Genomic DNA, 22,121 nt, shown 5'->3' with positions numbered 1-22,121 from the left:
AGATAAATAACAATAGTATTTTACATTTGTAAAATCATTTATCTTCTGCTTTGTCTATGATTGACTGAATTCGCCCTTTGTTTTTTTCTTTATACTGTGTTTTGCAGGTATTACAACAAAAAAATCTCTCAAAAGTTGCAAATTTTAAAACATGAGGTTTATCTCCAATTTGACCCTCACACAAATCACATTTTATTTTTACAGACATGCCTGATTTCAAATCTATGTTATGTGGTTCATTGCAACCACATGTCTCTAGTTTGTTTTTTTGTTCATTTGCAAGATTAGTAGAATCAATAACAGGTGAGATTGACTTTATCAATCCGATATTGACTAATCTTTGATATCTTGCTTGGACTGTGGGGGTACTAATGCTGAGCTCTCTTGAAATTTGTCTAAAGGATTTTCTTCCGTCTTGTTGTAATGACGTCACTATACCAATATCAATATCATCTAACTCATGAGGCATGTATTTAATGTGCAGTGACTGTATTTATTATCACAACTTTACAAATGTAAAATATTTTGGCTAAATTAGAATGCCAGTAAGATACATTACCACCATCCCCACAGATATGCCTGAGACTACAGCTGCACTTGACAGATTGTTGTTACATTCTACTCGTATCATATTCAATATGATGATAATTACTTGAAATATAGCACCCGCACCTATTGAGAGAAATACTACAGAAGAAAACGGTGAATATACAAATCCTCCTACCCATGCACCAAAAATGGCAGGGGAACCTGCAATCATTCCCATAATTGCTAATTTTCCAATCACTTTCCTCTCTCTAGACATTGGTGCTGCAATTGCAATTCCCTCAGTAGTATTATGCAAAGCAAATCCCACTATCAAAAAAGTACTAAATGCAATTGACCCAATGCCAACGGCTGCTCCAATTGCAAGTCCTTCTCCAAAGTTATGCAGTCCAATCCCTATTGAAATCATCAATGCAATTGCTACAGGTTTTGTAAGTCTGGATGACTCTGATTTTTTTAATAATTTTTCACCAGCATAGTATAATCCAAGAAAAGAAAGCGCAGTAACTGTAGCAACGAGTAGTATTCCATTGAAGACATCTGCAAGGTTTTCTTTAGAAACTTCTATTGCTTCTTCAATAGAATCAATTCCCAAGAACAACAAGAGTCCAACAGTTAAAGCCAAAAAGAAATGGTATTTACTTTTGTTAATTTTTTTGATAAATGGAAGCCATAATAATCCAATCATTACTGGGATTATTCCTACATATGTTCCAATTATTGCAAAAAAGATTGCAAGATCAAGAGTTGGTTCTAAAGCAGGGGCCGCAGCCTCGATTTGTTTTTCAAATCTAGTTCCATCCTCAACCGTAATCCCAATAGCATATGGTTCTGCCTCATTCCATTCAAAGGGAATTCTCACTAATGCTGTCTCATATCTTTCTAAGAATCTATCAGGTTCTATTGCAGATGGTTGAATTCTATCATTTACATCGGCCATAGCTATTTCGACAGGAATTGGACCAGTGTTTCTAATGGTAGCTTGAATCTCCGACTCAATAAAATCTACTTTTTCAATAGTTATTTCGGGTAATGCAACTCCAAAATCTAACAATCCTGCACCAGGGCCAAAAATATACGCCATCATGAGAATGATGAAAAAAAATGGGATTATTCCACTTACAACAACTTTTACTTTGGATTTATTATTATCAAGTTCCATTCTCTATTCCTTGATACCTATGTTATCTTTTACTAGAAATATCCCAACCCACCCTTTTTCTGAAAACTCGACTTTATGAGCATGAAACAAATATTTTCCAGGATACTGATACTTGAACTCCATTATTCCTCTCTCTGTTTGGGATAAAGTGATCATGTCTGTAAATTCAGATGGAATAATATCCGTTCCTGTTGGGTAGTACTGATACAAATTTCCATGTAGATGTAAATTATTTATTGGATCAAACTCCACCATGTTTACAACATACACTCGAATCAGTTCATCTTTATTGATTTGAATAGGATGGTGTTGATAGTAAAATGGGATTGTGTTTGCAGCATAAAAATTATTTTCAGTATCAAAGTCTGTGTCAAATCCATTTAGCACCATGACCATCTCATCAGCCGCAGGTCTTCCTTCTTTTGGATCAACTATGAAAACACCATAAAGTCCATGTGAAATGTGTTCTTCAAGTGGCATCACATGACAGTGATATGGATGAACTCCTGCTGGCCCTGCTTCAAATTCATAAGTGAACCTACCTCCATTTCCTCCAACAATCTCAAAGACCCCATCCATTTCAGCAGGATGAATCCCATGAAAATGCATTGTGTGTTCTTTTGAGCCATTGTTGATGAAATTAATTTTTAGTAAATCTCCTTCTGTTGCTCTAAGGGTAGGTCCTGGAACTGTTCCGTTAAATGTCCAAACATTGTAAAAAACACCTGGAGAAATTTCCTGTACTCTGTCATCTTCAGCTATTATGGTAAACTCTCTTAATGTCTGACCGTTTTCTAAAGTGGACACTCTGCCGTAATTGAATTCCCTCAAATACTTGTCAGGATCAAACTCTACTTCAGATACCTGGTAAACTGGATCTAATACCTCGCCTGAAGTTTTTACAACAGCACCCGTATGGGTAACAAATGTTTGATCTTCTTGTTGAGCACTGATCCCTTCTGAAAATATAAAATAAAATGCAAATATCATAAACACTGGGATCATAAACACGATCATGATATTAGAGCGTGATTTTTCCATTACTGATAATTGATAGTGTTATGGTCATATAAAGTTAGCCTAGGCTAATTTTTTTAGCATAATGCAATATTATTAGTACAAGGCAATTTAGAAAGGATTCAATCTGAATCAGATACATTTAGGACATGGAAATCATAAATAAAAAATTAATTTTTTCATTAAAAATCTGTTTGGTTAAAACGAATAAGTAGATCAGGTTTTGACTTTAGAAAAGTTATAAATTTTCTTAATTGTTTCATCGTTTTTGGATTCATGTGGTGTTCAATTCCTTCTACATCTTGATTTGCAATAGAACTGTTTACTCCGATTATCTCAAAAAATTCTAAAAGATCACTGTGCTTTTGACGAATTTCATTAGCTAGATTTTTTCCTTTAGGATTCAGATTTAATCCATGATATTTTGTATATTCCAAGTAACCATCATCACCCAATCTTTTTAACATCTTAGTAACACTAGGAGGGCGGACACTCATGTAATTTGAAATATCCATTGGTGTTGCATATCCTTTCAGTTCAACTAATTCAGAGATTACCTCAAGATAATCTTCCATTCTAGTAGTAAACTTGGTATTTTTTTGACTATGGGCTTTTTTTATAGATTCTAGTCGTTCTCCTATTTTAGCGGATATTTTGTTTTGTTTTAACATCGTTATTGTTATCTTCTTTAATCAATCATAAATTTTTAATGTATTGAATTTTTCTAATTAAATGGAATACTGTTGAAATTCAAGTAATGGTGTCTTCAAAAAGAACTATCATTGATGAAATTATTAACTTATATTTTATTGTGCTAACTGCTGCTCAATCACTCTTTGAAATGATGAGAAGGGTTGGGCTCCGATTAGTTTGGTAAATCCAATTTTTTCATTACCTACAAAAAAACCAGGAGTGCCAGTCACACCATATGCACGACCATCATCCAGATCATTACTAATCTCTTCAAGATATTTTCCAGAATCAAGGCATAAATCAAATTCTTTACCATCAAGTCCTATTTCTGATGCATATTGTTTGAAAAGACTTACTGACTGGGGAATTTCTAAGCCTTGCCAAGCCACTTGATTTTTAAAAATCATATCGTGTATTTCCCAGAACCTTCCTTGATCATCAGCACATTCTGAAGCAAGTGCGGCTGGAATTGCATTTGGATGAATGCTCTGAATTGGAAAATCCCTATACACAAAATTTACTTTTCCTGTAGAAATGTAATTTTGTTCCAGCTGTGGAAGAGTATCTTTATGAAATTTTGCACAAAATGGGCATTGAAAATCAGAAAATTCTACTATAGTAATGGAGGCATCAGGATTTCCTTTCATTGGATCATCATCAAAAGATATGTTTCTAATGATTTGAGATCCAAACTGCTCTTGTGTTGTAGGTTTTGTTTGGGAATTTTGTATAGATTCTCTCACGATTACTTCTTTTGGCTCTACTGTTTCCCCACCAACAACATAGCCGCCTAAAAATGCTGAAACAATAGCTACTGAAACTATTGCTGTTATTAGTCGATTATACGTTGATTTGGTTATAGAAACATGGGTCTTTTGTTTGTCATCCTCAATAAATTTAAAATCATCCACACCTAACATAATTTTTCAAGGAATATAATTACAGGTCTTTACAATTGTAAAATTTTGTAATCATTTATTTCCTAATCAAACAATTAATGTGATACTTGCAAGAATGTTTAAAAATTTTCAGGATCTGGAGTTCAATCGTTACATATTGGAGTTTAAACTACTACGCTCATGGGCATATGTTGCTATTAAATTCAATTTCACGTGGACTCTAAACCCTATTTTTAGGATAAAAATTGACGCAGATAGGTATGAAATTTTGAATTAAACTATTTTTGCGTTAACATCAACTTTGTGTGACATACTATACATGGCAGGACAACGCTCTTCTGCCATTTTCAATATTGCTTGTAGTTTTGAATTATCCGCATTTTCACTTTGAGCTTCTATTTGGAAATTAATGCCCTCAGTAATTGGTTCATCAGCTAAATCAAAGGTTTTTGCAAAATTGATGTTACATTCTGTATTTACTTTTAATTTTGTTAGTTTCACTCCTTGCTGTGCAGCAATTCCCACAAATGTACCAATAAAACAGGATGTTATTCCTGCAATGCAGTAAGCCATTGGTCCCAATCTGTTACCACCCCCACCCAGAAATGATGGAGAATCTATTTCGATTACCTCTTTTCCATTTTCAAAAGATAGTTCTGTTTTGAATTGGCATTCTGAATCTGGGTCTAAATTCCATTCCCCTTGTAGATTGACTGGTTTTTTTAGAGTGTTTTTGTCTTCTTTTCCCTTTGCCACAGTGTTGGAAACTTTGTCAAGATCAACATTATTTATTTTGTTTGTCATATCATTCAAAAAATTATGGATTCAATTGTTGCATGAAGGATTGATTATCCATCATACTTTGCATCATCTGTGGATTCATCATTATGTTGTTCATCATCTGTTCTCTTAGTTCAGGATCATCCATTATAGAGTTCATCATGGGACTCATCATGGTTCCCATCATCCCTTGCATGTTCCAAGGGTTATTCAACATCATTTCATTCATCTGTGACATCATCTGAGGATCATTCATAATTTGATTTATCTTGTCTTGCATCATCTGGGGATTGTTCATCGTCCAGTTATCGTTCATGTTTGAATTCATCATACCCATATTACTCATCATTTGTTTATTCTGCATCATACTATTCATCATCTGAGGATTCTTCATCATATTATTCATCATGTCTTGTCTTACTTGAGGATCATTCATCATTGGGACCATGTTTGTCATATTCATGGTTGATATCTTTCCTTGGTTGGTTCCCATCATTCCTCCTTGCATTCCTTGTCCCATGGACGACCCCATCATTCCTTGTTTCATTCCAGTCATGTTACCCTGCATCATGTTACCCTGCATCATGTTACCCTGCATCATGTTACCCTGACTCATGTTACCCTGACTCATGGAGTTCATCATGCCTTTTCCTTTCATCATGTTCATCATTTGATTATTGTTTTTCATATCTTGCATCATTAGTTGATTATTCATCATATTATCCATCATCTGTTGTCGTGAATCAGGATCATTCATCATGCCAGACATGCCTTGGTTCAGACCCATCATATTTCCTGATTGCATCATGTTCATCATCTGACTGTTTGTTTTTATTCCTTGCATCATCTGAGAATTTTGTAACATCTTATCCATCATCTGTTGACGTAGGTCAGGATCATTCATCATAAAATTCATCATTGGTTGCATTTTCTGTGGATTTTGTTTCATGTTTGAATACATTTGATCAACCATGTTTTGGACATTTTGTTGGTCAGTAGTAACTATATCATACCAAAGTTTGCCAACTTGAGGATTCTTCATCATATTATTCATGACTCCTTGCATTTGTTGATTATTTGTCATCATGTTCATGTCAAAATTACCCCACCCACGATCTGCTAATCTTAGATAGCTATTAGGACTTACACAAACAGGGGTTCCGGAAGATTTCATCATAAGGACTTTATCATTAGTACATGTAATCTGGTTTGGATTTGTTCCCATCATCATTTGTTGTTTAGGAGACGTCATAGTTTGAGCCATAACTTGTTCAGAAATTAATGACAATGAAATTATTGTAATGGTAAAAACTAAGATTCCAGAAGACAGATGAGTTTTCAACATATTGAAAATATGATAATAAAATATAAATGAAATTCCGAATGTCAACAATGATTCTAAACTAAGAGAACAGATACTTTACAAATGTAAAGTTGTTTTAAATTAAGAATTAATTGTTCTCATCAACAGTATTCAAATTTACTTTGCATCCTTTTGTTATTCCCTTAATCATGGCAAAGTAGGTGCCAGAGAGTATTGCTATGGCAATTAATCTAATGGGAATCTCATATGCTGTTAAAAATGATAGAGATGTAGCACCTGCAATTCCAAAGGTAGAGATTATTGTGAATCCGATTTGCCCACAACTAGTACACACTCCCGCACCTACACCAATAATAGAACCAACTACTCCAGTTCCAGCCTTCCTGGAATTTGCTTTTATAGTTCTCATTTGAAAAACAGCTAGACCAGTCACTAGTGCAATAAGTCCTGAAACAATTATGATTAGAACAAAGCTTAGAATCCAATCCATTGGAAGATGAAATGTAAAAAAGGGCTCAAAAAATAAAAATTCTCTAGCATATAACATGAATATAAAAAGAACCGAGAATAAAGAACCTGAAATTATCCAAGAAGAGATATCAGCGTAAACTAGTTTGAGAGTTTGTTTATGCAAAATTATCACATCTAACAGTTACAGTCACTACTTTTATCTTTTTTAGGATCACATATTTCACAATCTAAAAGACGCTTGTCTTCAGGGCAGTAACCACCAATTTGTTTTTTCTTTGATTCCAAACCTTCTATTTCCCAAAACAATTACAAATATGAAATCTTTTTTCCACATATCAATTCTATACATTACAATTGTAAATCACAGTGAATAAATATACAAATTAAAATTCATTTTACATCGTGAAAATTTATGGAAGATGAAAATAAAGAAAAGATAATTAATAATACCAACAATGTGGTGATGGAAAAATTAACATTTGTGGGATTACTTGTTGTTCTGGTATCAATAGCTTCAATAGCATCTTTTTTTGTAGGCGCCTACACTATAGATTTTGATTCAGATAAAAACGTGCAATTTGATTTCAATAATGAAATTTCAAAATTAGAATCACAAACAGAAGACAATCCAATTGTAGCAGAAGTTAATGGTCAAGAGATAAGACTAGAAGAAGTAAATGATGTCATCAAGGCAGGATTCACTCAAGGGCAATCTCTGGACGGTACATCTGCACTGGATATGATTATTACAAAGGTTTTGCTTCTTGACGAGGCACAAAAACGCGACATTGTAGTAACTATGATTGATGCAGAAGAAAAACTAACTGCATCATATGTCCAAAATGGACTATCCAAGGAACAATTTGAAGAAAAATTAGGAGAGTTTGGAACTACATATGATCAAACTTTGGATAGGTTTAGAGATGAATTGATCATAAATGAGATGTTGACTAGTGAGATCTCAAATGTAGATATTCAAATAAGTGATGAAGAAGCAAAGATTTTCTTTGATGATAATGAAGACATGATTAAAGCTCAAGTTGGAAACAGCACAGTTTTTGATGATATTTCATCTCAGATTAAAACAAATTTGTTACAGCAAAAACAACAGCAAATGGCACTAGACTTTATTGAGAACCTTGAAAGCAAAGCAATGATCATAACATATCAAGAGAAATTACAATAGGCTTAAAAATTATATTTACTTCATGGCTAAATTAACAATTTTTTGGCAAATTAATAATCACATGATGATTTACTATCTTTCTTTGGATGACAAATTTTAGTCTAGCAGACATTTGTTTTCAGGGCAATAATCACAAAATTGTTTTTTCTTGTGTAATTCCAAGACGATCAGTGTTCCCAAGATCAGATGTATGATCATTTGACAGAACATACATTTACAAAATTTACTTAAAACCCAACATACAAATCGTCCATAGGAATCATTAACATTACCTAAATACTATTTTGGAAAAGTCCATACAGTTGGAATTGTCACTAGACAACAAATCGTTGTTGGTCTTAAGTTCCAATTTTATTTCTTTAAATAAAATTTTTTGAAAATAAAAGTAGGGAGTGTTTAGCTGATCTGACAAAACCCGATGGGAGCATTACACATCTAGAGATATAGTTAGCGGTAAAGATTTTGCATTAACTTCCCTGATCTCATAATTTAGAGGTTCAGATTGTATGATTTGCTGAAGATTAATCTTAAATCACTCGGATTGTTTCAGAAAGTGAATCTTGATGGGGCATGGTTCTGATGAAAATCTTTGTGACTGTGGAGAAAATTGTGATCCATATAGATTCTGCAAAAAATGTGATGCAAAAAAGTCCAAGACTGTAAAAAGAAAGTAGCAGATATTACACAATGATGATTTCTGCATCATGTCAAATAATACACATATTCAATAATCATGTTGTACAAAAAAATTCTTGTTCCTCATGCAGAAACAAAAGACGGTGACGAAGCATTAAAACATGCAATTTTTGCATCAACTGACGCTTCCAAAATCATTATTTTACACATTGTAGAAGCAATTTAGTATCATGTATCTTTTGCATTATCTTCATCTGAACGAAAAAGTTTGTTAAAATTTGATGGTTTACACACGACCTCCCAAGATTGTTTCTTTAAATAATAAAATTAAGAGAAATAATTATTGGGGTTAAGAGACATTGAATTAAAAGAAGAATATCGTTCAGACAGAGACGACATTGTAGCGGAGTTTTTCTTTCCTTGCCTCAGTCATTGTATAGAATATGATAGGTGTGTTGACTTTTTATCGATTCAGACTTTAGCCACAATTTCAATGGCATTTGACAATTTTTCAGGAGGTAAGGCAAAATTAAGAATGATTACTGGTCACAGATTCAGGACAGGTGATCTCAACCTATTTACAAAATTATTTTCAGAAAAATTTACAAAATCATTTGAAGGAAAATTTATCAGAAATACTAAAATCCAAAAACTCCAAGACATAGTAAATAATGGACAAATTGAATTAAAAATTGCAATTACAAATTCAGAACAAGTGTCAAATTCATTTTCGGAGAGAATTGGAATTTTCAGAGATGACGATGATGAAGCAGTTGCATTTACAGGAACTTCCAGAGAATCATTTTCTATCCAATCAAGAGATTTTGAATCAGTAGATGTTTTCACATCGTGGAATGATAAATCAAGAGTTGAAAGAAAGATGAAAGATTTCCAAGATCTCTGGGACAACAAGACAAAGTATGTAGATGTCTATGATTTTATGTTTGCAGAAGAAAATAATCTTTTAAAATATTCATCAGAGTGGATACTGCAAGATTAGATCTGAAATGATTCTTCTAATCTAGCTTTATTCTCATAGAAATTCATCCTGTTGATTTTGTAATAAATTACTTCACCACGCCGCTCAATTACTGCAATTATTGGTTCTTTTCCCATTTGAGTGATGTCTTCAATCTTTTTCTGTAGACTACCCATCTTCTCTTGTTGGCCTTCATTTAGTCCAAAGATCAGAAATTTTGCTCCTTTCTCACCAAAATGTCCTCTCTCATAAACTCTAAAGTCAGAACCAAATCCAAATCCATCCTTAACAACATAACCACGATTTCGAAGATCACGATATATTAGAAATTTAGTAAGAATATCAGAATCAGTTTTTTGACAAATGCTCATAAAAGTATCAAAATCAATTTGCTTTTTGCCTTTCTTTAAAATCAGCCTTTTGGAATATAACAGAAATAGAGTCTCAAATTGTTTTAAGAATAATTTTTCATTTTCAATTTCCCCGTATCCCTTTAGATCAAGTTCATGAATCATATTTTTATCAGAAATACAAGTTTGATCAGAAATCATCTCACCGTTAACTATTGGGGTCTCTTCCATGATGATGAGAAAATCAAAGAATTTCCATATAAGCATTGGAAAATACGAATGCATATCGGCTCACCGTTAAAATATGGGCGTTATGGTTTGAGAATGTAATGCATGGCGCCAATTATAGAACTGCAACGGGGCAAATCTTTACCAGAAAAGAGTACATCAAAGGTAAACCACAGATCAAAATTGCAAAATTTCAGGGCGGTAAAAGAGGAATTTACAAGTATTGTGTTCAGTTACTAATTAATGAAAAGATTCAGATCAGACACATGGCAATTGAATCAACTAGATTGGCAGCAAACAAAACGCTAGAGAAGACTACAGGTGAAACAGGCTACTATTCTAGATTAAGAATTTATCCACATAATTTACTTCGAGAAAACAAACAGATTGCAACTGCAGGTGCAGATAGGGTTTCTGAAGGAATGCGAAGATCATGGGGCAAAGCAGTTAGTTTGGGTGCCAGAGTCAAACAAGGGCAATGCATTATGGAAATGTATGTCAATACAGAGGCCCACTTAGAGGCAGCAAAAAAAGCACTTCATGGTGCATGTGTGAAATTGCCAGGAACCCCCACCATCAAGGTTATTGAATGGGATAAATCATCACCATAAATTTTCTAAATCAGATTTCTTATTTTTAACAAATTCTAAAAACTCTTCAAATTCATCTTTTGTTGGTTCTCGATTTAGAATTCTTTTTGATTGATAGTAAAAAGCGTTGTAAATTCTTCCAACCATTACACCCAGTGCAAATGATTTTGAATCATCAATGTTTGAAAGCGATTGAATTAGTTCTTTAATTTCATCTTTGTTGGAAAGTGTATCTTGAATTTTTTGTTCTATTTTAGCAAGAAGAGTTTCATCCATGGTATTTCTTGATTGAAATAGTTAAAAACAGTTTAATATCCAAATTCAACCTCTAGGGGTGTTGCAGTTATAGTACAGTCTGGTTAGTACTCGTGCTTGCCAAGTACGTGACCCGGGTTCAAATCCCGGTAACTGCACCACTTATTTTTGATTTTTTGGAATTAGTGCATTATTAATAATTTCTAATGCGTCCTGAGCTTTTTCTGGACGAGGCAACTGAATCATAAACACATTGTCTTTTCCATAATTTGATTTTGGAGATGATAGTGCAAACATTGATGTTTTTGCAAGAGTTTCAAAAAAGTCAAGATGGGTTTTTGCATTTATCATAAATGTCTCAACAATATTTCCTTTAGAAAATGTCAAAACAACTTCAACGAAGACATTACCCAATCCATCTTGCAAGATGTTAAGATCAGTGTTAATAGACAAAGATTGTCCTGCAATCTTTGCAAGCATGTCATCATATTTTTTTTCTTCAATTATGATACATGGTGTTTTGTTACCATCAAAATCAAAAGTAGTGATTCCGTCGTGTGCTTGCTCTGTTAGTTTTTTTAATTCATCAGACATCTTTTTTTTCTAGCATAGGTACTATTTTATCTCCAGCTTTTACTAAAAATGGAGAAATAAATGCAGTGACTATAGAAATTATACCTATCAATGGAAACAAGAAAGCGCTAACTGCCCCTATGTCCACCCCAACCTTTACAATTACAATTGAGAATTCACCCCTTGGAGCAGCTAACGTAAATGCCGAACGGATTGCTTTACCACGTCTTTGCCGAAAGACAATATTTCCAACCAAGTTACCACCAAACTTCATTCCAGTAGCAACTGCTATCAAAGCAATTGCAATGAAAATATAATTTTCAAGTTCTGACACATCCATCAAGGCACCAACTGAAATAAAGAAAATTGCTACAAACATGTCTTTGATTGGACTGGAAAGCAATTTTGCAACTTCAGCAGATTTTGATTCAGCCACTAGCACCCCTGCCAAAAACGCTCCAATTGCAACTGATAATCCAACGATGTTTGCAAGTAACGCATAGCCAAAGCAGACACCCAGAACACTAAGCAATAGAATCTCGCGATGCTCAGCTGCTGCAACCTTGTCAATTAATGGCGGGATTATTCGGGTTCCAATTGTGAATGTTCCAACTATAAGACCAGATGCGACCAGTGCAATTATTATTACGGACTCAATAGATACAGTTCCAACTAAAGCAATTGATTGCAATGATGAAATCAGAATAACTGCGATTATGTCCTCTACAATCAAAATTCCTAAAACAAGAATGGAAGATTCATTTTTGATCCTTCCCATCTCTTCTAAAATTTTGACAATTATGGCAGTACTGGAAATAGATAACGCTGCTGAAATAAACAATGCATCTAGAAATCCCAAACCCAATGCAGTTGCAGCATAAAATACGACACCTAATGTTAAAAATAATCCCAATGTTCCAACACCCACTGCCACTCGCCCAATGCTTTTGATTTTAGCATATGGAAACTCAATCCCAATTACAAAAAGAAGTAAAATTACACCAATTTCAGCAAAAAGATTCAATGCAGAGATGTTAGATAGTATTCCAACACCTCCCAACGCATCAGTAGATGGACCACCTTCAGGCAATACCCAGGACCAAAACGGTGAGAGAGGACCAATGAGCATTCCAGCAAAAAGATAACCAATTATCAGTGGTTGTCTAATTTTAAAAAAAGCCAAAGTAACTACGGCACCAATTATCATGATAAATGCCAAATCAGTTACAAATGTTGCATGAGGAAGTTCAGGAGTAATCTGTTCAATTAAACTAGTAACAGTTGTGTTAAGTGAGCTATGAATTTCACTAGTATCTAACTGAAGTGAAATGCTTTGCATGTTTTCAGTTGACAAATTTCTTTAAAAATGATTTCTGACTAGAAATTCTGAAATCAAATTAATGAAATTACTAATAATTGAAAATAGGCTCAACAGACATAATCTTTAACCTCTTTATGATCATTTATCATAATGATTTTGCAGAGTGATGATTAGGTCATCTGAACATTATGTAGAAAAATGACCTGGGGTATCTGACTGCATCATTGGTTACGTTATAATCACCTGAGTATTAATAGTACGGTACCATACCGTACTATATGATTCAATGTGAATATTGTACAAGAGGGTTTATCGAAACGGCAAATGGGCTGGCTGAGAAGACCTTTCATGAGTTACTACACGAACCAACTGTTGTAAATAAGTAACTCTTTACATTTTTTATTTTAGACCCAACTTTTTTATCATCATTTTTTAATTGACTGTATATGGCAGCTAAAACTACAAAGAAAAAGACGTCAGCGCAAGCAAAAAAAGTTGTAAAAAAAGTTACAAAAGAGCCAACGCCATCAGCAGTACTAAAGAAGGTAGCATCAGTTTCAGATTCTAACAAGGCATTACAAAAAGAGATCAAAGTAATGTCAAAAATTTTCGGAGAAAACCAAAAAGTCCTACTATCAATGAAAGATATGATTGACACACTAACATCAACATTAGAGTATATTCAGAAACAATCAAAACAAATCAACATTATAGAAGATGATACTCAGAAACTGTATGCAGGGTTAAATCAAGTAAGAACCCAATCTAATCTAGTAAGTAAGATCAATGATCAAACTGCAAAACTACAAGATGAGATAAATAAAATTTCAGAGATTCAAAAAACAACAAAGCCTCAAGAAATATCTCAGCAAGTACAAGACAGTATGAATTCAATTAAGAATAATTCCCAAATGATAATAAAAATTGCACAGAGAATCGATGAAGTAAGAGATGATCTCAGAAAAGTCTCTGGAAAAACAGATTCATTTTTAGAGATTAGCTCTGAGATGAACAAACTAAAAAATAATCTTGATGAAATCTCAGATAAAACTGCAAAACTAGATACTGGAAATCAAATCATACAAAGCCTCAAACAAGAATTTGAAAGGATTGCAGAAGGTGCAATTTCGACAACAGATCTTAATGCAGAACTTGAAGCAATCAAAATTACAATTGATTCAATTTCTTCAAAAGCATCAAAAATTGATTCCCTTGGAGGAGTAATTGATGGTCTTAAGCAACAATTTGAGACAATCTCTACAAATGCAAAATCTGCTGAAAATCTAAGCATGCAGACAATTAGGGATTTAGGAGGCAAAATTGATAAAATTGAGACTGAAATTGGAGGATTATCAAAAAGGGCAGACTCTACAGCATTTGTGGGAGAAGGACTCAAATCAGTTCAGGAAGACATTTCAGATTTCAAGCAAAACGTCTTTGATAAAACAAACAGCATAGAGCAAAAAATAGCATCAGCTTCAGATATTCTAAAAAGACAAGACGCGTCAACTGCAGAATTTCATAAAAAATCAGATAAACTATTTGAAGAGATACAATCAATCAAAAACGTCACAAACAAGGCAACAAGTGATTCATCAAAAGAGATGATGGCATTGCTAAAACTTTCAGAATATCAATCAAATGTCAGAATGAATACTGAATCAAAGTATGGCGAATTAAAAGACATTGAAAATATGGCAACACAAACTGCAGACATTGTAAATCTATTTGATAGGATATCAATAGAGTCTGGTGAAAAGATTCCTCTACCTCAAGAAGTAAGACAATGGGCAGTTAGTAAAATTTTAGATTGTGCAGACAAGTGGGAAGTTCGATTCAGTGATGTCTATTCAATTTTAACTAATGCGATAGGCAGAGATATGTTAAAAGAAACAATTAGAGTTCAGCAAATAAGAGACATTTATGGAATTAGAGCAGTAGATGAACTAAGAAAAGATCTAAATATTCCTTAAACTCCAGTCTCATCTATTTCTTTGAATTGTTGTTTCTTTTTCTTTAATGCAGCAAAGATTCCCAAAATTGCTGCAATCCAAATTGTACTGAATATAATGTTTGCAACACTTACATACATGTATGGAGTCGCATCCATGATATTGGTTTTCAAGGATAGTGCTCTGCCGTTAATATCTAGCATTCCTGTATGATATGCAGAACTATCCTTTGGAACAGTTGAAATTTTCTCAATACTTGCAGCCATCGTATCTACATCATTTTGTATTCTAAGCAAGTTTGTAGATTCTGTAGCGAATATCCAAACGGGGTTTTTAGAAATAACCTCACCATTAGCATCGGTGGTTTCAGGTACACGATCCATTACTAGTTCCAGATCTTCTTGAATTGCCAATAGATGACTCTTTATTGTAACAGGATCAGATGAGCCTACAATTCCATCAAGATGGCCCCTGATTCGGTCTAGAGGATAGATATCAGTATTGTAACCATAAATTGCCATAAATCCTCCAAAAATAATAATTCCCACAATTCCAATCATGGAAAGTTTGTAAACAGTATTTGCCATTTTTTCTTTCTTAGTTTTTGGTCGGGGCTTACTTGATTTATTTCTTTTAAATCGCGTATGAGACAAACTCATGTATGCAATATAGAAAAATCCTGTAGCCTGAAGTCCAATTATAGGGACAAAGATAGGATTATTTGAAAAAACTGCAACAAAGATGCCCATTATTCCATATACGCCAAAAAAGATCTCAAGCAGTGTAACTTGTGAGAAAGGTAAATTGTATGCATTGTCTTTCCAATCATCTTTTGTTTTTAGGACACCGTATTTTGGAGTTCTAAGAAACTCGTTTTTCTTCCCAATTACTGCATCAAATACTGCAACTGTATTGTTTACAGACATTCCTGCATTGTAAATTAGCAATGCCGGAAGTATCTTGGCTTTAGACTTCCATGACTTTTGATACATGCTTTGCATGATCATAATGTACGCACCAGGCCCCATTGCAAGATATGTTGCAATAGTTATTGCCGGAAGAAAGCTAATCACGTAGAGATTGACTTGTCCTGCCAGTAAAATGGGCAATGCCAAAAACTGTATCAGCATTAATGGGTAAACAACATGACGAGTTAGTTGAATGAATGCTTGAACTTTTGCTTCAATTGCAACTTTACGTTTTAGTGCAATGTCAGTAAGTAATTTTATTGCACATTGGATAGAGCCTTTTGCCCAACGGAATTGTTGTCTTTTTGCAGCATTCATCTGCACAGGAAGTTCTGCATCAACTACAATGTCAGGTAGAAACAAACATTTCCAGCCTTTCATTTGTGCTCTGTAACTTAGATCAAGGTCTTCAACTAGTGTTGCAGTATGCCAACCTCCTGCATCCTCAATGCAATCACGTCTCCATATTCCCGCAGTACCATTGAAATTCATAAACAGATGAGAATTGCTTTTTGCTTTTTGTTCTATAAGAAAATGAAAGTCAAGACTCAGTGCTTGTGCCTGAGTGATTGCAGAATAGTTTTCATTTACATGTCCCCAGCGACATTGAACAAGACCAATCTTTGAGTTTGTAAAGTGGGGGATTGCTCGTTTAAGAAACCATGTTGGAGGAATAAAGTCAGCATCAAAAATTGCAACAAGTTCTGTATCAGTTGATTTCATTGCATGCTTTAGTGCTCCTGCCTTGTATCCGCTTCTTGTTCCACGTCGTACATGTTCTATTTGAAATCCCTGATTTTTGTAATCATTAACTGCATTTTCAAGTAAATCAACTGTATCATCATCTGAATCATCTAACACCATTATTCTCATTTTGTCTTTTGGATAATCCAAGTTGCAAACAGCATCAACCAATCTTTTTGCAACGTACTTTTCGTTGTATATTGGGAGTTGAATTGTAATTGATGGATTTCCCCAATCAGTAGTGGTGAGAACATCTTTTCTTTTTCTTGAAAGAAATGCCAAATAGTAAAAATTGCAAGTATATGCCGTGATGATAATAGCTGATAAGATGAACAGATCAAAAACAAACTGGGTGAAAGGATTGATTGCCATATCCCTAATCTCACAAAATGACTAGTCGCTATTTATAGTTGCAATAATTGATTATTTTTGCTCAAAGATCTTGATTGCTTGTGGGGGGCATACACCTTCACATGCAAGGCAAAAGATACAATCTGGCTCTTTTGACATCAATGGTTTCTTGTCAGATGCTGGATTTCCCGGAGTATCAAACCACTCATAGACTCCAACTGGACATGCTTCAATACAACCGCCATCAGCAATACAAATATCATAATCTACTGAAACAAATTCTCCCCAAATACCCATGATGCCATTGCTCGTACCCTTTCTGCCCCAAGTCTTGATTGTATGTTCTGGTGCTTCATATGCTGCAGAAGATTTCATCTTTGATTTGTATTCAACATCAATAGGTCCTGGTTTCGCACCATCTGGGATTTCAATATCTGCATCATCATCTTCAGCATCATCTTCTTTTGCTTCAACTGGTTTTGGTTTTGCACCAAGAACAATTTTAGCCAATGGAGTGAGTTCTTCTAGTTTTTGAATTGCGGCAACTTCAGAAATCTTTTCAGTTTTTGCCAAATAAGATATCATCTTGTCTGCCAAGATGGTATTACGTAAAATAGTGTCAATTACCATTTTTGCAAAATGGTCTGCTTTCTTTCTATAGTCTTTTACCCAGTTTGGATCACCGAATTTTTCAATTGGAAATATTTGATAAATAATATCAACTACTTCACCTGTAACAATTTCTACTGTAACTGAAAGTTCAACTTCTTCGTATCCTTTGGCATCAACATCATCCATGTTTTGCTCCTTCCAACGATATGTTGCGTAAATTCTATCAGCATACATGTCCATTTCAAACGTCTTTTTGAGACCATCATGGACGGATTTTAGCTCTACAGGTTCTTCTAGTTTAATTGGCAATCTGTATAATCCAAGTTTGTAACCATGTAAAGGATAAACTCCACGCTTTGCAGTTGGGGCCTCCATGGAATAAACTCGATCTTTTAAAAGTAAAGACATCTGACTTTGATGATTCGATTTTATTTAAAAAGGTTATCAGTCATCATCTGGACACGTCAACTCTCTGAGCTCAGTGTATTTTTTTTCCATGGCTTCTGCATGCTCTAAAACTTTGGATAGATCATGTGAATCCTTTGCAAAATACCACCTAATCACTACCCAGTGTCCAATACCATCCATGTCATGAATCATGCCCTTGTCTGCTTTGACGTTTAGTTTTTTATCAACAGAGGTCTCCTTTATGGTAAGGCCTCGTTTTGTTTTATCCTCTAAAATAAAATGAGTATTGTCATCTTTGATAAAATAAAAAGTGCCTTTCTCAAGAATTGGAAGGTCTAGTAGCAATTTATTTTTCCACAGGATTTCCTATCATGTTACCCCATTCAGTCCAAGAACCATCATAGTTTCGAACCTGAGGATATCCAAGCAGATATTTTAGAACAAACCAACTGTGAGAAGATCTTTCTCCAATTCGGCAATAACAAATTACATCTTTGTCAGGAGTTACACCTTTTGGCTCATAGTTTTGTCGTAGTTCTTCAACTGCTTTGAAGGTTCCATCAGCGTCATTGACTGCAGTTGCCCATGGAATATTATTTGCACCTGGAATATGCCCGCCTCTTTGTGCATGCTCCATCGGATATTCTGGCGGAGCAGTAATTTGACCAGTAAACTCTGCAGGCGATCTAACATCAACCATTACAGTGTCTTCTTTGTCTAATGCACGGCTCACATCAAATAGATATGCCCTAAGTCCTTCATCTGGAGGTTGTGCAATGTATTTTGTTGGCGGCAGTTGTGGTTCATCAGTAGTGTAATCTCTACTTTCTAATTCCCATTTCTTTCGTCCACCATTCATTATTTTGAGATTCTCATGACCATAGATTTTGAAAACCCAGAAAACAAATGCTGCAAACCAGTTGTTAAAGTCACCATAAAGAATCACTTCAGTGTCAGCAGTAATTCCGTTTTTAGCCATTAAAGCCTCAAATTGTTTTTTGCTAATGATGTCTCTTGTAACTGGATCATTAATGTCACGTTTCCACCAAATTAGGGAAGCTCCATTAATGTGACCTTTTTGATATCCATTAACTGGATCATAATCAACTTCAACTATTTTTCTATTTTCATTTGGGGGATTTTGTGATACCCATTCAGTATCAACTAAAACTTCAGGATGTGCGTAACTCATGATGTTTTATCCATTGTTTTCATACTTATTTGTTTTTTTCCAAAAATCTCCAAAAATATCATTTTTAAGTACAATGAAATTCAGTAGAACTGCTTGAAGCTTCAAAAAGTTGCAGTTGTAAGTAAAGTAGGTTCAAAGGATTCAGAAAAAGCTGCAAGGGATGTCGCAAAAAAGTTTTTGGCAAAAAAATCTATAGTTTATACAATTTCCCCAATTGAGGTTGAAGGGGCAAAAAAAATAGAAGATTTAGCAGAGTTGAAAAAAATAAAACTTGACCTAGTCATCACTCTTGGCGGGGATGGAACAACTCTCAGGGTTTTTAGAAATCTGCAAAACGAGACACCAATTTTGACCATAAACGTAGGTGGAAACAGAGGAATCTTGGCTGAAATTACAATTGAAGAAATCGATGATGCAATAAATCAAATTTTAAAAGGCAATTTCTTTTTAGATAAAAGAATCAGAGTTGTTGCATCATGTGGCGGAGTAGAATTCCCTCCTGCATTAAATGAGATATACATCAGTAGAGTTAACTTGACTAAAACTGCAGAGATTGAAATTAAATTTCAAAACGATACAGTAAAACAAAAAATGGATGGAGTAATCATTGCAACCCCAAGCGGATCAACTGGTCATTCCTTTTCACTAGGAGGTCCAATCTTGCATGAGAGTTTGAATGTTTTAATAATCACACCTGTTGCACCAGTTTACAGATTGGCATCAATAGTAGTTCCAGATGAGAAAATTGAAATTATTTGTTCTCAGGATTGCAACATTGCAATGGATGCGCAAGTAATCAAAACAGCAGGATATGAAGAACCAATAATTATCAAAAAGTACAACAAACCAGCAGTCTTTGTAAGATTAAAAAAACGTGGACTGAGGCAAATGAGCAAACTTGGATTTTAGAATTTTAGACGCTAGTGCATTTTATGCTGGAGTTCCGTTTGGATCAGCTGATGATTGCTACACAACATCTTTAGTTTATGATGAAATTAAACACATAAAAAAAAATCAAGATGCATTGGGAACATTACTTGAAACTAATAGATTGAAAATCAGAGAGCCTGAAAAAGAGTCAACAATAGCTGCAGTAAAGGCCGCAAGAGATACAGGGGACTATCAACAACTATCAAAGCAAGACGTCTCAGTCATTGCATTGTGCATTGAGCTAAACGGGGAGATAATTAGCGATGATTTTGCAATTTCAAATGTTGCAAGAAATCTTGGCCTAAAAATTTCACCAATAATGACTCAGGGGATTGCAGATGTTGGAAAATGGGTTCATTACTGTCCTGGGTGTAGAACTAATCATACCTCTGGAAGTGAATGTCCAATGTGTGGAACTCCATTAAAGAGAAAATTACTCAAGGGGTAAATTTTTTCCATTCCACTCTACAAAAGAGCCGTCATATAGTTTTACATTTTCAAATCCTGCAATTTTTAGTTGCAAAAATAGATTTGATGCTCTGTGTCCATGCATACAATAGCAAACAATCTCTTTGTCCTTTGAGACATTGTTTTGCAAAAATAACTCATCAAGGAATCCCTTGTCACGAAATAGATTTCCGTCATAACCAATCCCTTCAGTGAATGGAATAAGTTTTGAGTTTGGAAGATGACCTCCCATGAATTCCTGAGAACTACGTGCATCTAAAATTACAAAATCATTCAAATGATCTTTTAGAAAATCAGATTCTATTCTGATTTTGTTGTTAATTTTTGGAGAGAATTTTGCAGGTTTTGGAGTTGATGTTTGGCGTGTTAATTCTAATCCGTGTTTTTGTAAATCAGATGCATTTGCACTGAGTAGACAAGTTTTTTCATGTCCAAAATACAAAAACGTCCAAACAATTCTTGCAACAGATGGATCCATTGCATCTCCAATCAATAGAACTGTTTTTGATTCATCAATTCCTAAACTACCAAAGAGATCAGTAATTTTTTCTTGCTCAGCTACTAGGTTAGACCCGAATTCATCAAAACGAATTATCTGCTCTATGGAAAGGAACTGAGCATTTGGAATATGCCCATAAAGGAAGATTGTTTTGGGACGTGTATCTAAAATTACAACATTAGTATCAGCCAGGTGTTCTTTGAGCCAATCAACTGATACTAACATGATAAATTCATCTTTGTTAAATTATTAATTTGTATCATGCAAAGTTTTTTGATTAGATTTTTTTAGATGTTTACTTTTAGAGTCTAACATGTTTTTTATTTTCTTGGCTCGTGCTTCACCTAGGCCCTCAACTTTTGCCAAATCAGCAGTTGTTGCAGTAAAAACCTTCAGAGGGGTTCCAAATTTCTCAAGCATTCTAATTGCAAATTTCTCTCCAATTCCAGGTAAACTGCAAAGTGCCGATAGTTGCTGTCGTTCTAGATCAATTGATTTTTTTATTTTTTTCAGATAGGGTCCTTTATGTGATTCTTTTCTAGAGCACATCGATACCAACAATTTTGCAGTGTGAGCAGCGCTTGGCGTAGGAATGACGGGGATTTTAAAATCAAGAACAACTGTAGATATTGCACCATAAAATATCAGAGGGTTTTCAGTAATTTCTTCAATCTCATCGACATTTCCCTCCATGAGAACAATCGGATTCTCAAAGTGCTCCTTTAGTCGTGAGCACTGATCAAATAGTCGTCCATCAAAGACTGACGCCATAAGATCACGGATACTTTTTCGCTCAACAATTGTTTCAGGTCCAACAATATAATCTCCAATAGGAAGTGTCTTCATCTCAAGATTCATTCCAACTGATTTTAAGAGTTCAGGAATTCCACTTTTGCGCTCTCGCTCATCGACAATGATGCGGAGATTTTCTAATTTCACAAATAGTACTTGGAATGAATTGTTAATATCTTATATGAAATAGGATTG

General features: G+C 34.4%; 25 protein-coding genes and 1 tRNA gene. 8 read left to right on the top strand and 18 right to left on the bottom strand.

Translation table 11 applies throughout. The features are described from left to right. Window positions 1-34: 34 nt before the first annotated feature. The 8 genes from C5F50_RS03360 to C5F50_RS03325 all read right to left on the bottom strand — a co-directional run bounded on the left by C5F50_RS03360 (window position 35) and on the right by C5F50_RS03325 (window position 7,055). Window positions 35-469, bottom strand: coding sequence for an AsnC family transcriptional regulator (locus C5F50_RS03360; protein WP_179372284.1), 435 nt, complete (start codon window positions 467-469; stop codon window positions 35-37). Between the two features lie 60 nt (window positions 470-529). Then, the gene (locus tag C5F50_RS03355; RefSeq protein ID WP_179372283.1) at window positions 530-1,708 is read right to left on the bottom strand and encodes a ZIP family metal transporter; all 1,179 of its coding nucleotides are present in this window, start codon (window positions 1,706-1,708) and stop codon (window positions 530-532) included. Window positions 1,709-1,711: 3 nt separating this feature from the next. Beyond that, window positions 1,712-2,713 carry a multicopper oxidase domain-containing protein gene (locus C5F50_RS03350; RefSeq protein ID WP_246282195.1) on the bottom strand — a complete coding sequence of 334 codons (1,002 nt, stop codon included), beginning with the start codon at window positions 2,711-2,713 and terminating at the stop codon, window positions 1,712-1,714. 194 nt (window positions 2,714-2,907) lie between these two features. Next, on the bottom strand, window positions 2,908-3,396 hold the full coding sequence (locus C5F50_RS03345) for a metal-dependent transcriptional regulator (protein WP_179372281.1): 489 nt from the start codon (window positions 3,394-3,396) through the stop codon (window positions 2,908-2,910). A gap of 135 nt (window positions 3,397-3,531) precedes the next feature. Continuing rightward, complete coding sequence (locus tag C5F50_RS03340) at window positions 3,532-4,329, bottom strand: DsbA family protein (RefSeq protein ID WP_425340049.1); 798 nt, start codon at window positions 4,327-4,329, stop codon at window positions 3,532-3,534. 261 nt (window positions 4,330-4,590) lie between these two features. Next, window positions 4,591-5,121, bottom strand: a complete 531-nt coding sequence (locus C5F50_RS03335) for an OsmC family protein (RefSeq protein ID WP_179372279.1) — start codon at window positions 5,119-5,121, stop codon at window positions 4,591-4,593. Window positions 5,122-5,134: 13 nt separating this feature from the next. Continuing rightward, the gene (locus C5F50_RS03330) at window positions 5,135-6,442 is read right to left on the bottom strand and encodes a DUF4175 domain-containing protein (protein WP_246282122.1); all 1,308 of its coding nucleotides are present in this window, start codon (window positions 6,440-6,442) and stop codon (window positions 5,135-5,137) included. A 106-nt stretch (window positions 6,443-6,548) separates the two neighbouring features. Next, window positions 6,549-7,055, bottom strand: a complete 507-nt coding sequence (locus C5F50_RS03325; RefSeq protein WP_179372278.1) for a hypothetical protein — start codon at window positions 7,053-7,055, stop codon at window positions 6,549-6,551. 249 nt (window positions 7,056-7,304) lie between these two features. Here C5F50_RS03325 and C5F50_RS03320 point away from each other — a divergent pair, with 249 nt between their 5' ends. The 3 genes from C5F50_RS03320 (at window position 7,305) to C5F50_RS03315 (ending at window position 9,714) form a co-directional block, all read left to right on the top strand. Continuing rightward, window positions 7,305-8,078: a SurA N-terminal domain-containing protein gene (locus C5F50_RS03320; RefSeq protein ID WP_179372277.1), complete on the top strand. Its 774-nt coding sequence runs from the start codon at window positions 7,305-7,307 to the stop codon at window positions 8,076-8,078. A gap of 733 nt (window positions 8,079-8,811) precedes the next feature. Then, the gene (locus tag C5F50_RS12975) at window positions 8,812-8,940 is read left to right on the top strand and encodes a universal stress protein (protein ID WP_218843336.1); all 129 of its coding nucleotides are present in this window, start codon (window positions 8,812-8,814) and stop codon (window positions 8,938-8,940) included. Between the two features lie 117 nt (window positions 8,941-9,057). Further along, complete coding sequence (locus C5F50_RS03315; RefSeq protein WP_179372276.1) at window positions 9,058-9,714, top strand: phospholipase D-like domain-containing protein; 657 nt, start codon at window positions 9,058-9,060, stop codon at window positions 9,712-9,714. On the opposite strand, the gene endA is transcribed toward C5F50_RS03315, so the two are convergent. Then, window positions 9,711-10,274, bottom strand: coding sequence for a tRNA-intron lyase (gene endA / locus C5F50_RS03310; protein ID WP_179372275.1), 564 nt, complete (start codon window positions 10,272-10,274; stop codon window positions 9,711-9,713). The genes C5F50_RS03315 and endA overlap by 4 nt on opposite strands. Window positions 10,275-10,372: 98 nt before the next feature. Here endA and C5F50_RS03305 point away from each other — a divergent pair, with 98 nt between their 5' ends. Next, window positions 10,373-10,882, top strand: a complete 510-nt coding sequence (locus C5F50_RS03305) for a 50S ribosomal protein L16 (protein ID WP_179372890.1) — start codon at window positions 10,373-10,375, stop codon at window positions 10,880-10,882. Here C5F50_RS03305 and C5F50_RS03300 read toward each other — a convergent pair. Further along, a complete protein-coding gene (locus tag C5F50_RS03300; protein WP_179372274.1) occupies window positions 10,874-11,137 on the bottom strand; it encodes a hypothetical protein in 264 nt (87 codons plus the stop codon). The two genes, C5F50_RS03305 and C5F50_RS03300, sit on opposite strands and share 9 nt — an antisense overlap. 63 nt (window positions 11,138-11,200) lie before the next feature. On the opposite strand from C5F50_RS03300, the gene C5F50_RS03295 reads away from it, so the two are divergent. After that, window positions 11,201-11,277, top strand: a tRNA-Gly gene (locus tag C5F50_RS03295). A gap of 1 nt (window position 11,278) precedes the next feature. Here C5F50_RS03295 and C5F50_RS03290 read toward each other — a convergent pair. Next, window positions 11,279-11,710: a hypothetical protein gene (locus C5F50_RS03290; protein WP_179372273.1), complete on the bottom strand. Its 432-nt coding sequence runs from the start codon at window positions 11,708-11,710 to the stop codon at window positions 11,279-11,281. Beyond that, window positions 11,703-13,028, bottom strand: coding sequence for a cation:proton antiporter (locus C5F50_RS03285; RefSeq protein ID WP_179372272.1), 1,326 nt, complete (start codon window positions 13,026-13,028; stop codon window positions 11,703-11,705). Before C5F50_RS03285 ends, C5F50_RS03290 begins: the two co-directional genes overlap by 8 nt. A gap of 428 nt (window positions 13,029-13,456) precedes the next feature. Here C5F50_RS03285 and C5F50_RS03280 point away from each other — a divergent pair, with 428 nt between their 5' ends. Then, window positions 13,457-14,983, top strand: coding sequence for a chemotaxis protein (locus C5F50_RS03280; protein ID WP_179372271.1), 1,527 nt, complete (start codon window positions 13,457-13,459; stop codon window positions 14,981-14,983). On the opposite strand, the gene C5F50_RS03275 is transcribed toward C5F50_RS03280, so the two are convergent. From C5F50_RS03275 to C5F50_RS03260, 4 genes are read right to left on the bottom strand one after another with little or no spacing between them, the layout of a single operon-like run. Next, window positions 14,980-17,046, bottom strand: a complete 2,067-nt coding sequence (locus tag C5F50_RS03275; RefSeq protein WP_179372270.1) for a cellulose synthase family protein — start codon at window positions 17,044-17,046, stop codon at window positions 14,980-14,982. The two genes, C5F50_RS03280 and C5F50_RS03275, sit on opposite strands and share 4 nt — an antisense overlap. Window positions 17,047-17,097: 51 nt before the next feature. Then, entirely contained in the window at window positions 17,098-18,045 is a 948-nt protein-coding gene (locus C5F50_RS03270; RefSeq protein ID WP_179372269.1) for a 4Fe-4S dicluster domain-containing protein, read from the bottom strand. A gap of 36 nt (window positions 18,046-18,081) precedes the next feature. Further along, window positions 18,082-18,390 (bottom strand): hypothetical protein, encoded by a 309-nt coding sequence (locus tag C5F50_RS03265; protein WP_179372268.1) that lies wholly within the window; start codon window positions 18,388-18,390, stop codon window positions 18,082-18,084. A gap of 1 nt (window position 18,391) precedes the next feature. Further along, window positions 18,392-19,237, bottom strand: a complete 846-nt coding sequence (locus tag C5F50_RS03260; protein WP_179372267.1) for a sulfurtransferase — start codon at window positions 19,235-19,237, stop codon at window positions 18,392-18,394. Window positions 19,238-19,330: 93 nt separating this feature from the next. Here C5F50_RS03260 and C5F50_RS03255 point away from each other — a divergent pair, with 93 nt between their 5' ends. Both C5F50_RS03255 and C5F50_RS03250 read left to right on the top strand, forming a co-directional pair. After that, the gene (locus tag C5F50_RS03255; RefSeq protein ID WP_179372266.1) at window positions 19,331-20,146 is read left to right on the top strand and encodes an NAD(+)/NADH kinase; all 816 of its coding nucleotides are present in this window, start codon (window positions 19,331-19,333) and stop codon (window positions 20,144-20,146) included. Next, window positions 20,136-20,615: an NOB1 family endonuclease gene (locus C5F50_RS03250; RefSeq protein WP_179372265.1), complete on the top strand. Its 480-nt coding sequence runs from the start codon at window positions 20,136-20,138 to the stop codon at window positions 20,613-20,615. Before C5F50_RS03255 ends, C5F50_RS03250 begins: the two co-directional genes overlap by 11 nt. Here the strand turns inward: C5F50_RS03250 and C5F50_RS03245 are convergent. Together C5F50_RS03245 and C5F50_RS03240 are read right to left on the bottom strand one after the other, a co-directional pair. Then, window positions 20,601-21,359: a sulfurtransferase gene (locus C5F50_RS03245; RefSeq protein WP_179372264.1), complete on the bottom strand. Its 759-nt coding sequence runs from the start codon at window positions 21,357-21,359 to the stop codon at window positions 20,601-20,603. The genes C5F50_RS03250 and C5F50_RS03245 overlap by 15 nt on opposite strands. Window positions 21,360-21,383: 24 nt before the next feature. Then, entirely contained in the window at window positions 21,384-22,073 is a 690-nt protein-coding gene (locus C5F50_RS03240; RefSeq protein ID WP_179372263.1) for an ERCC4 domain-containing protein, read from the bottom strand. Window positions 22,074-22,121 lie beyond the last annotated feature (48 nt).

Source organism: Nitrosopumilus ureiphilus (genome assembly GCF_013407185.1).
Taxonomy (GTDB): Archaea; Thermoproteota; Nitrososphaeria; order Nitrososphaerales; family Nitrosopumilaceae; genus Nitrosopumilus; species Nitrosopumilus ureiphilus.
This window is presented reverse-complemented; position numbering and strand designations above follow the sequence as displayed.

Excerpts from the sequence above, each read along its gene's own strand:
- C5F50_RS03360 (WP_179372284.1), bottom strand. The coding sequence starts at position 469 with ATGCCTCATGAGTTAGATGATATTGATATTGGTATAGTGACGTCATTA.
- C5F50_RS03355 (WP_179372283.1), bottom strand. The coding sequence starts at position 1,708 with ATGGAACTTGATAATAATAAATCCAAAGTAAAAGTTGTTGTAAGTGGA.
- C5F50_RS03350 (WP_246282195.1), bottom strand. The coding sequence starts at position 2,713 with ATGATCCCAGTGTTTATGATATTTGCATTTTATTTTATATTTTCAGAA.
- C5F50_RS03345 (WP_179372281.1), bottom strand. The coding sequence starts at position 3,396 with ATGTTAAAACAAAACAAAATATCCGCTAAAATAGGAGAACGACTAGAA.
- C5F50_RS03335 (WP_179372279.1), bottom strand. The coding sequence starts at position 5,121 with ATGACAAACAAAATAAATAATGTTGATCTTGACAAAGTTTCCAACACT.
- C5F50_RS03330 (WP_246282122.1), bottom strand. The coding sequence starts at position 6,442 with ATGTTGAAAACTCATCTGTCTTCTGGAATCTTAGTTTTTACCATTACA.
- C5F50_RS03320 (WP_179372277.1), top strand. The coding sequence starts at position 7,305 with ATGGAAGATGAAAATAAAGAAAAGATAATTAATAATACCAACAATGTG.
- C5F50_RS12975 (WP_218843336.1), top strand. The coding sequence starts at position 8,812 with ATGTTGTACAAAAAAATTCTTGTTCCTCATGCAGAAACAAAAGACGGT.
- endA (WP_179372275.1), bottom strand. The coding sequence starts at position 10,274 with ATGGAAGAGACCCCAATAGTTAACGGTGAGATGATTTCTGATCAAACT.
- C5F50_RS03305 (WP_179372890.1), top strand. The coding sequence starts at position 10,373 with ATGCATGGCGCCAATTATAGAACTGCAACGGGGCAAATCTTTACCAGA.
- C5F50_RS03300 (WP_179372274.1), bottom strand. The coding sequence starts at position 11,137 with ATGGATGAAACTCTTCTTGCTAAAATAGAACAAAAAATTCAAGATACA.
- C5F50_RS03290 (WP_179372273.1), bottom strand. The coding sequence starts at position 11,710 with ATGTCTGATGAATTAAAAAAACTAACAGAGCAAGCACACGACGGAATC.
- C5F50_RS03285 (WP_179372272.1), bottom strand. The coding sequence starts at position 13,028 with ATGCAAAGCATTTCACTTCAGTTAGATACTAGTGAAATTCATAGCTCA.
- C5F50_RS03280 (WP_179372271.1), top strand. The coding sequence starts at position 13,457 with ATGGCAGCTAAAACTACAAAGAAAAAGACGTCAGCGCAAGCAAAAAAA.
- C5F50_RS03275 (WP_179372270.1), bottom strand. The coding sequence starts at position 17,046 with ATGGCAATCAATCCTTTCACCCAGTTTGTTTTTGATCTGTTCATCTTA.
- C5F50_RS03270 (WP_179372269.1), bottom strand. The coding sequence starts at position 18,045 with ATGTCTTTACTTTTAAAAGATCGAGTTTATTCCATGGAGGCCCCAACT.
- C5F50_RS03260 (WP_179372267.1), bottom strand. The coding sequence starts at position 19,237 with ATGAGTTACGCACATCCTGAAGTTTTAGTTGATACTGAATGGGTATCA.
- C5F50_RS03245 (WP_179372264.1), bottom strand. The coding sequence starts at position 21,359 with ATGTTAGTATCAGTTGATTGGCTCAAAGAACACCTGGCTGATACTAAT.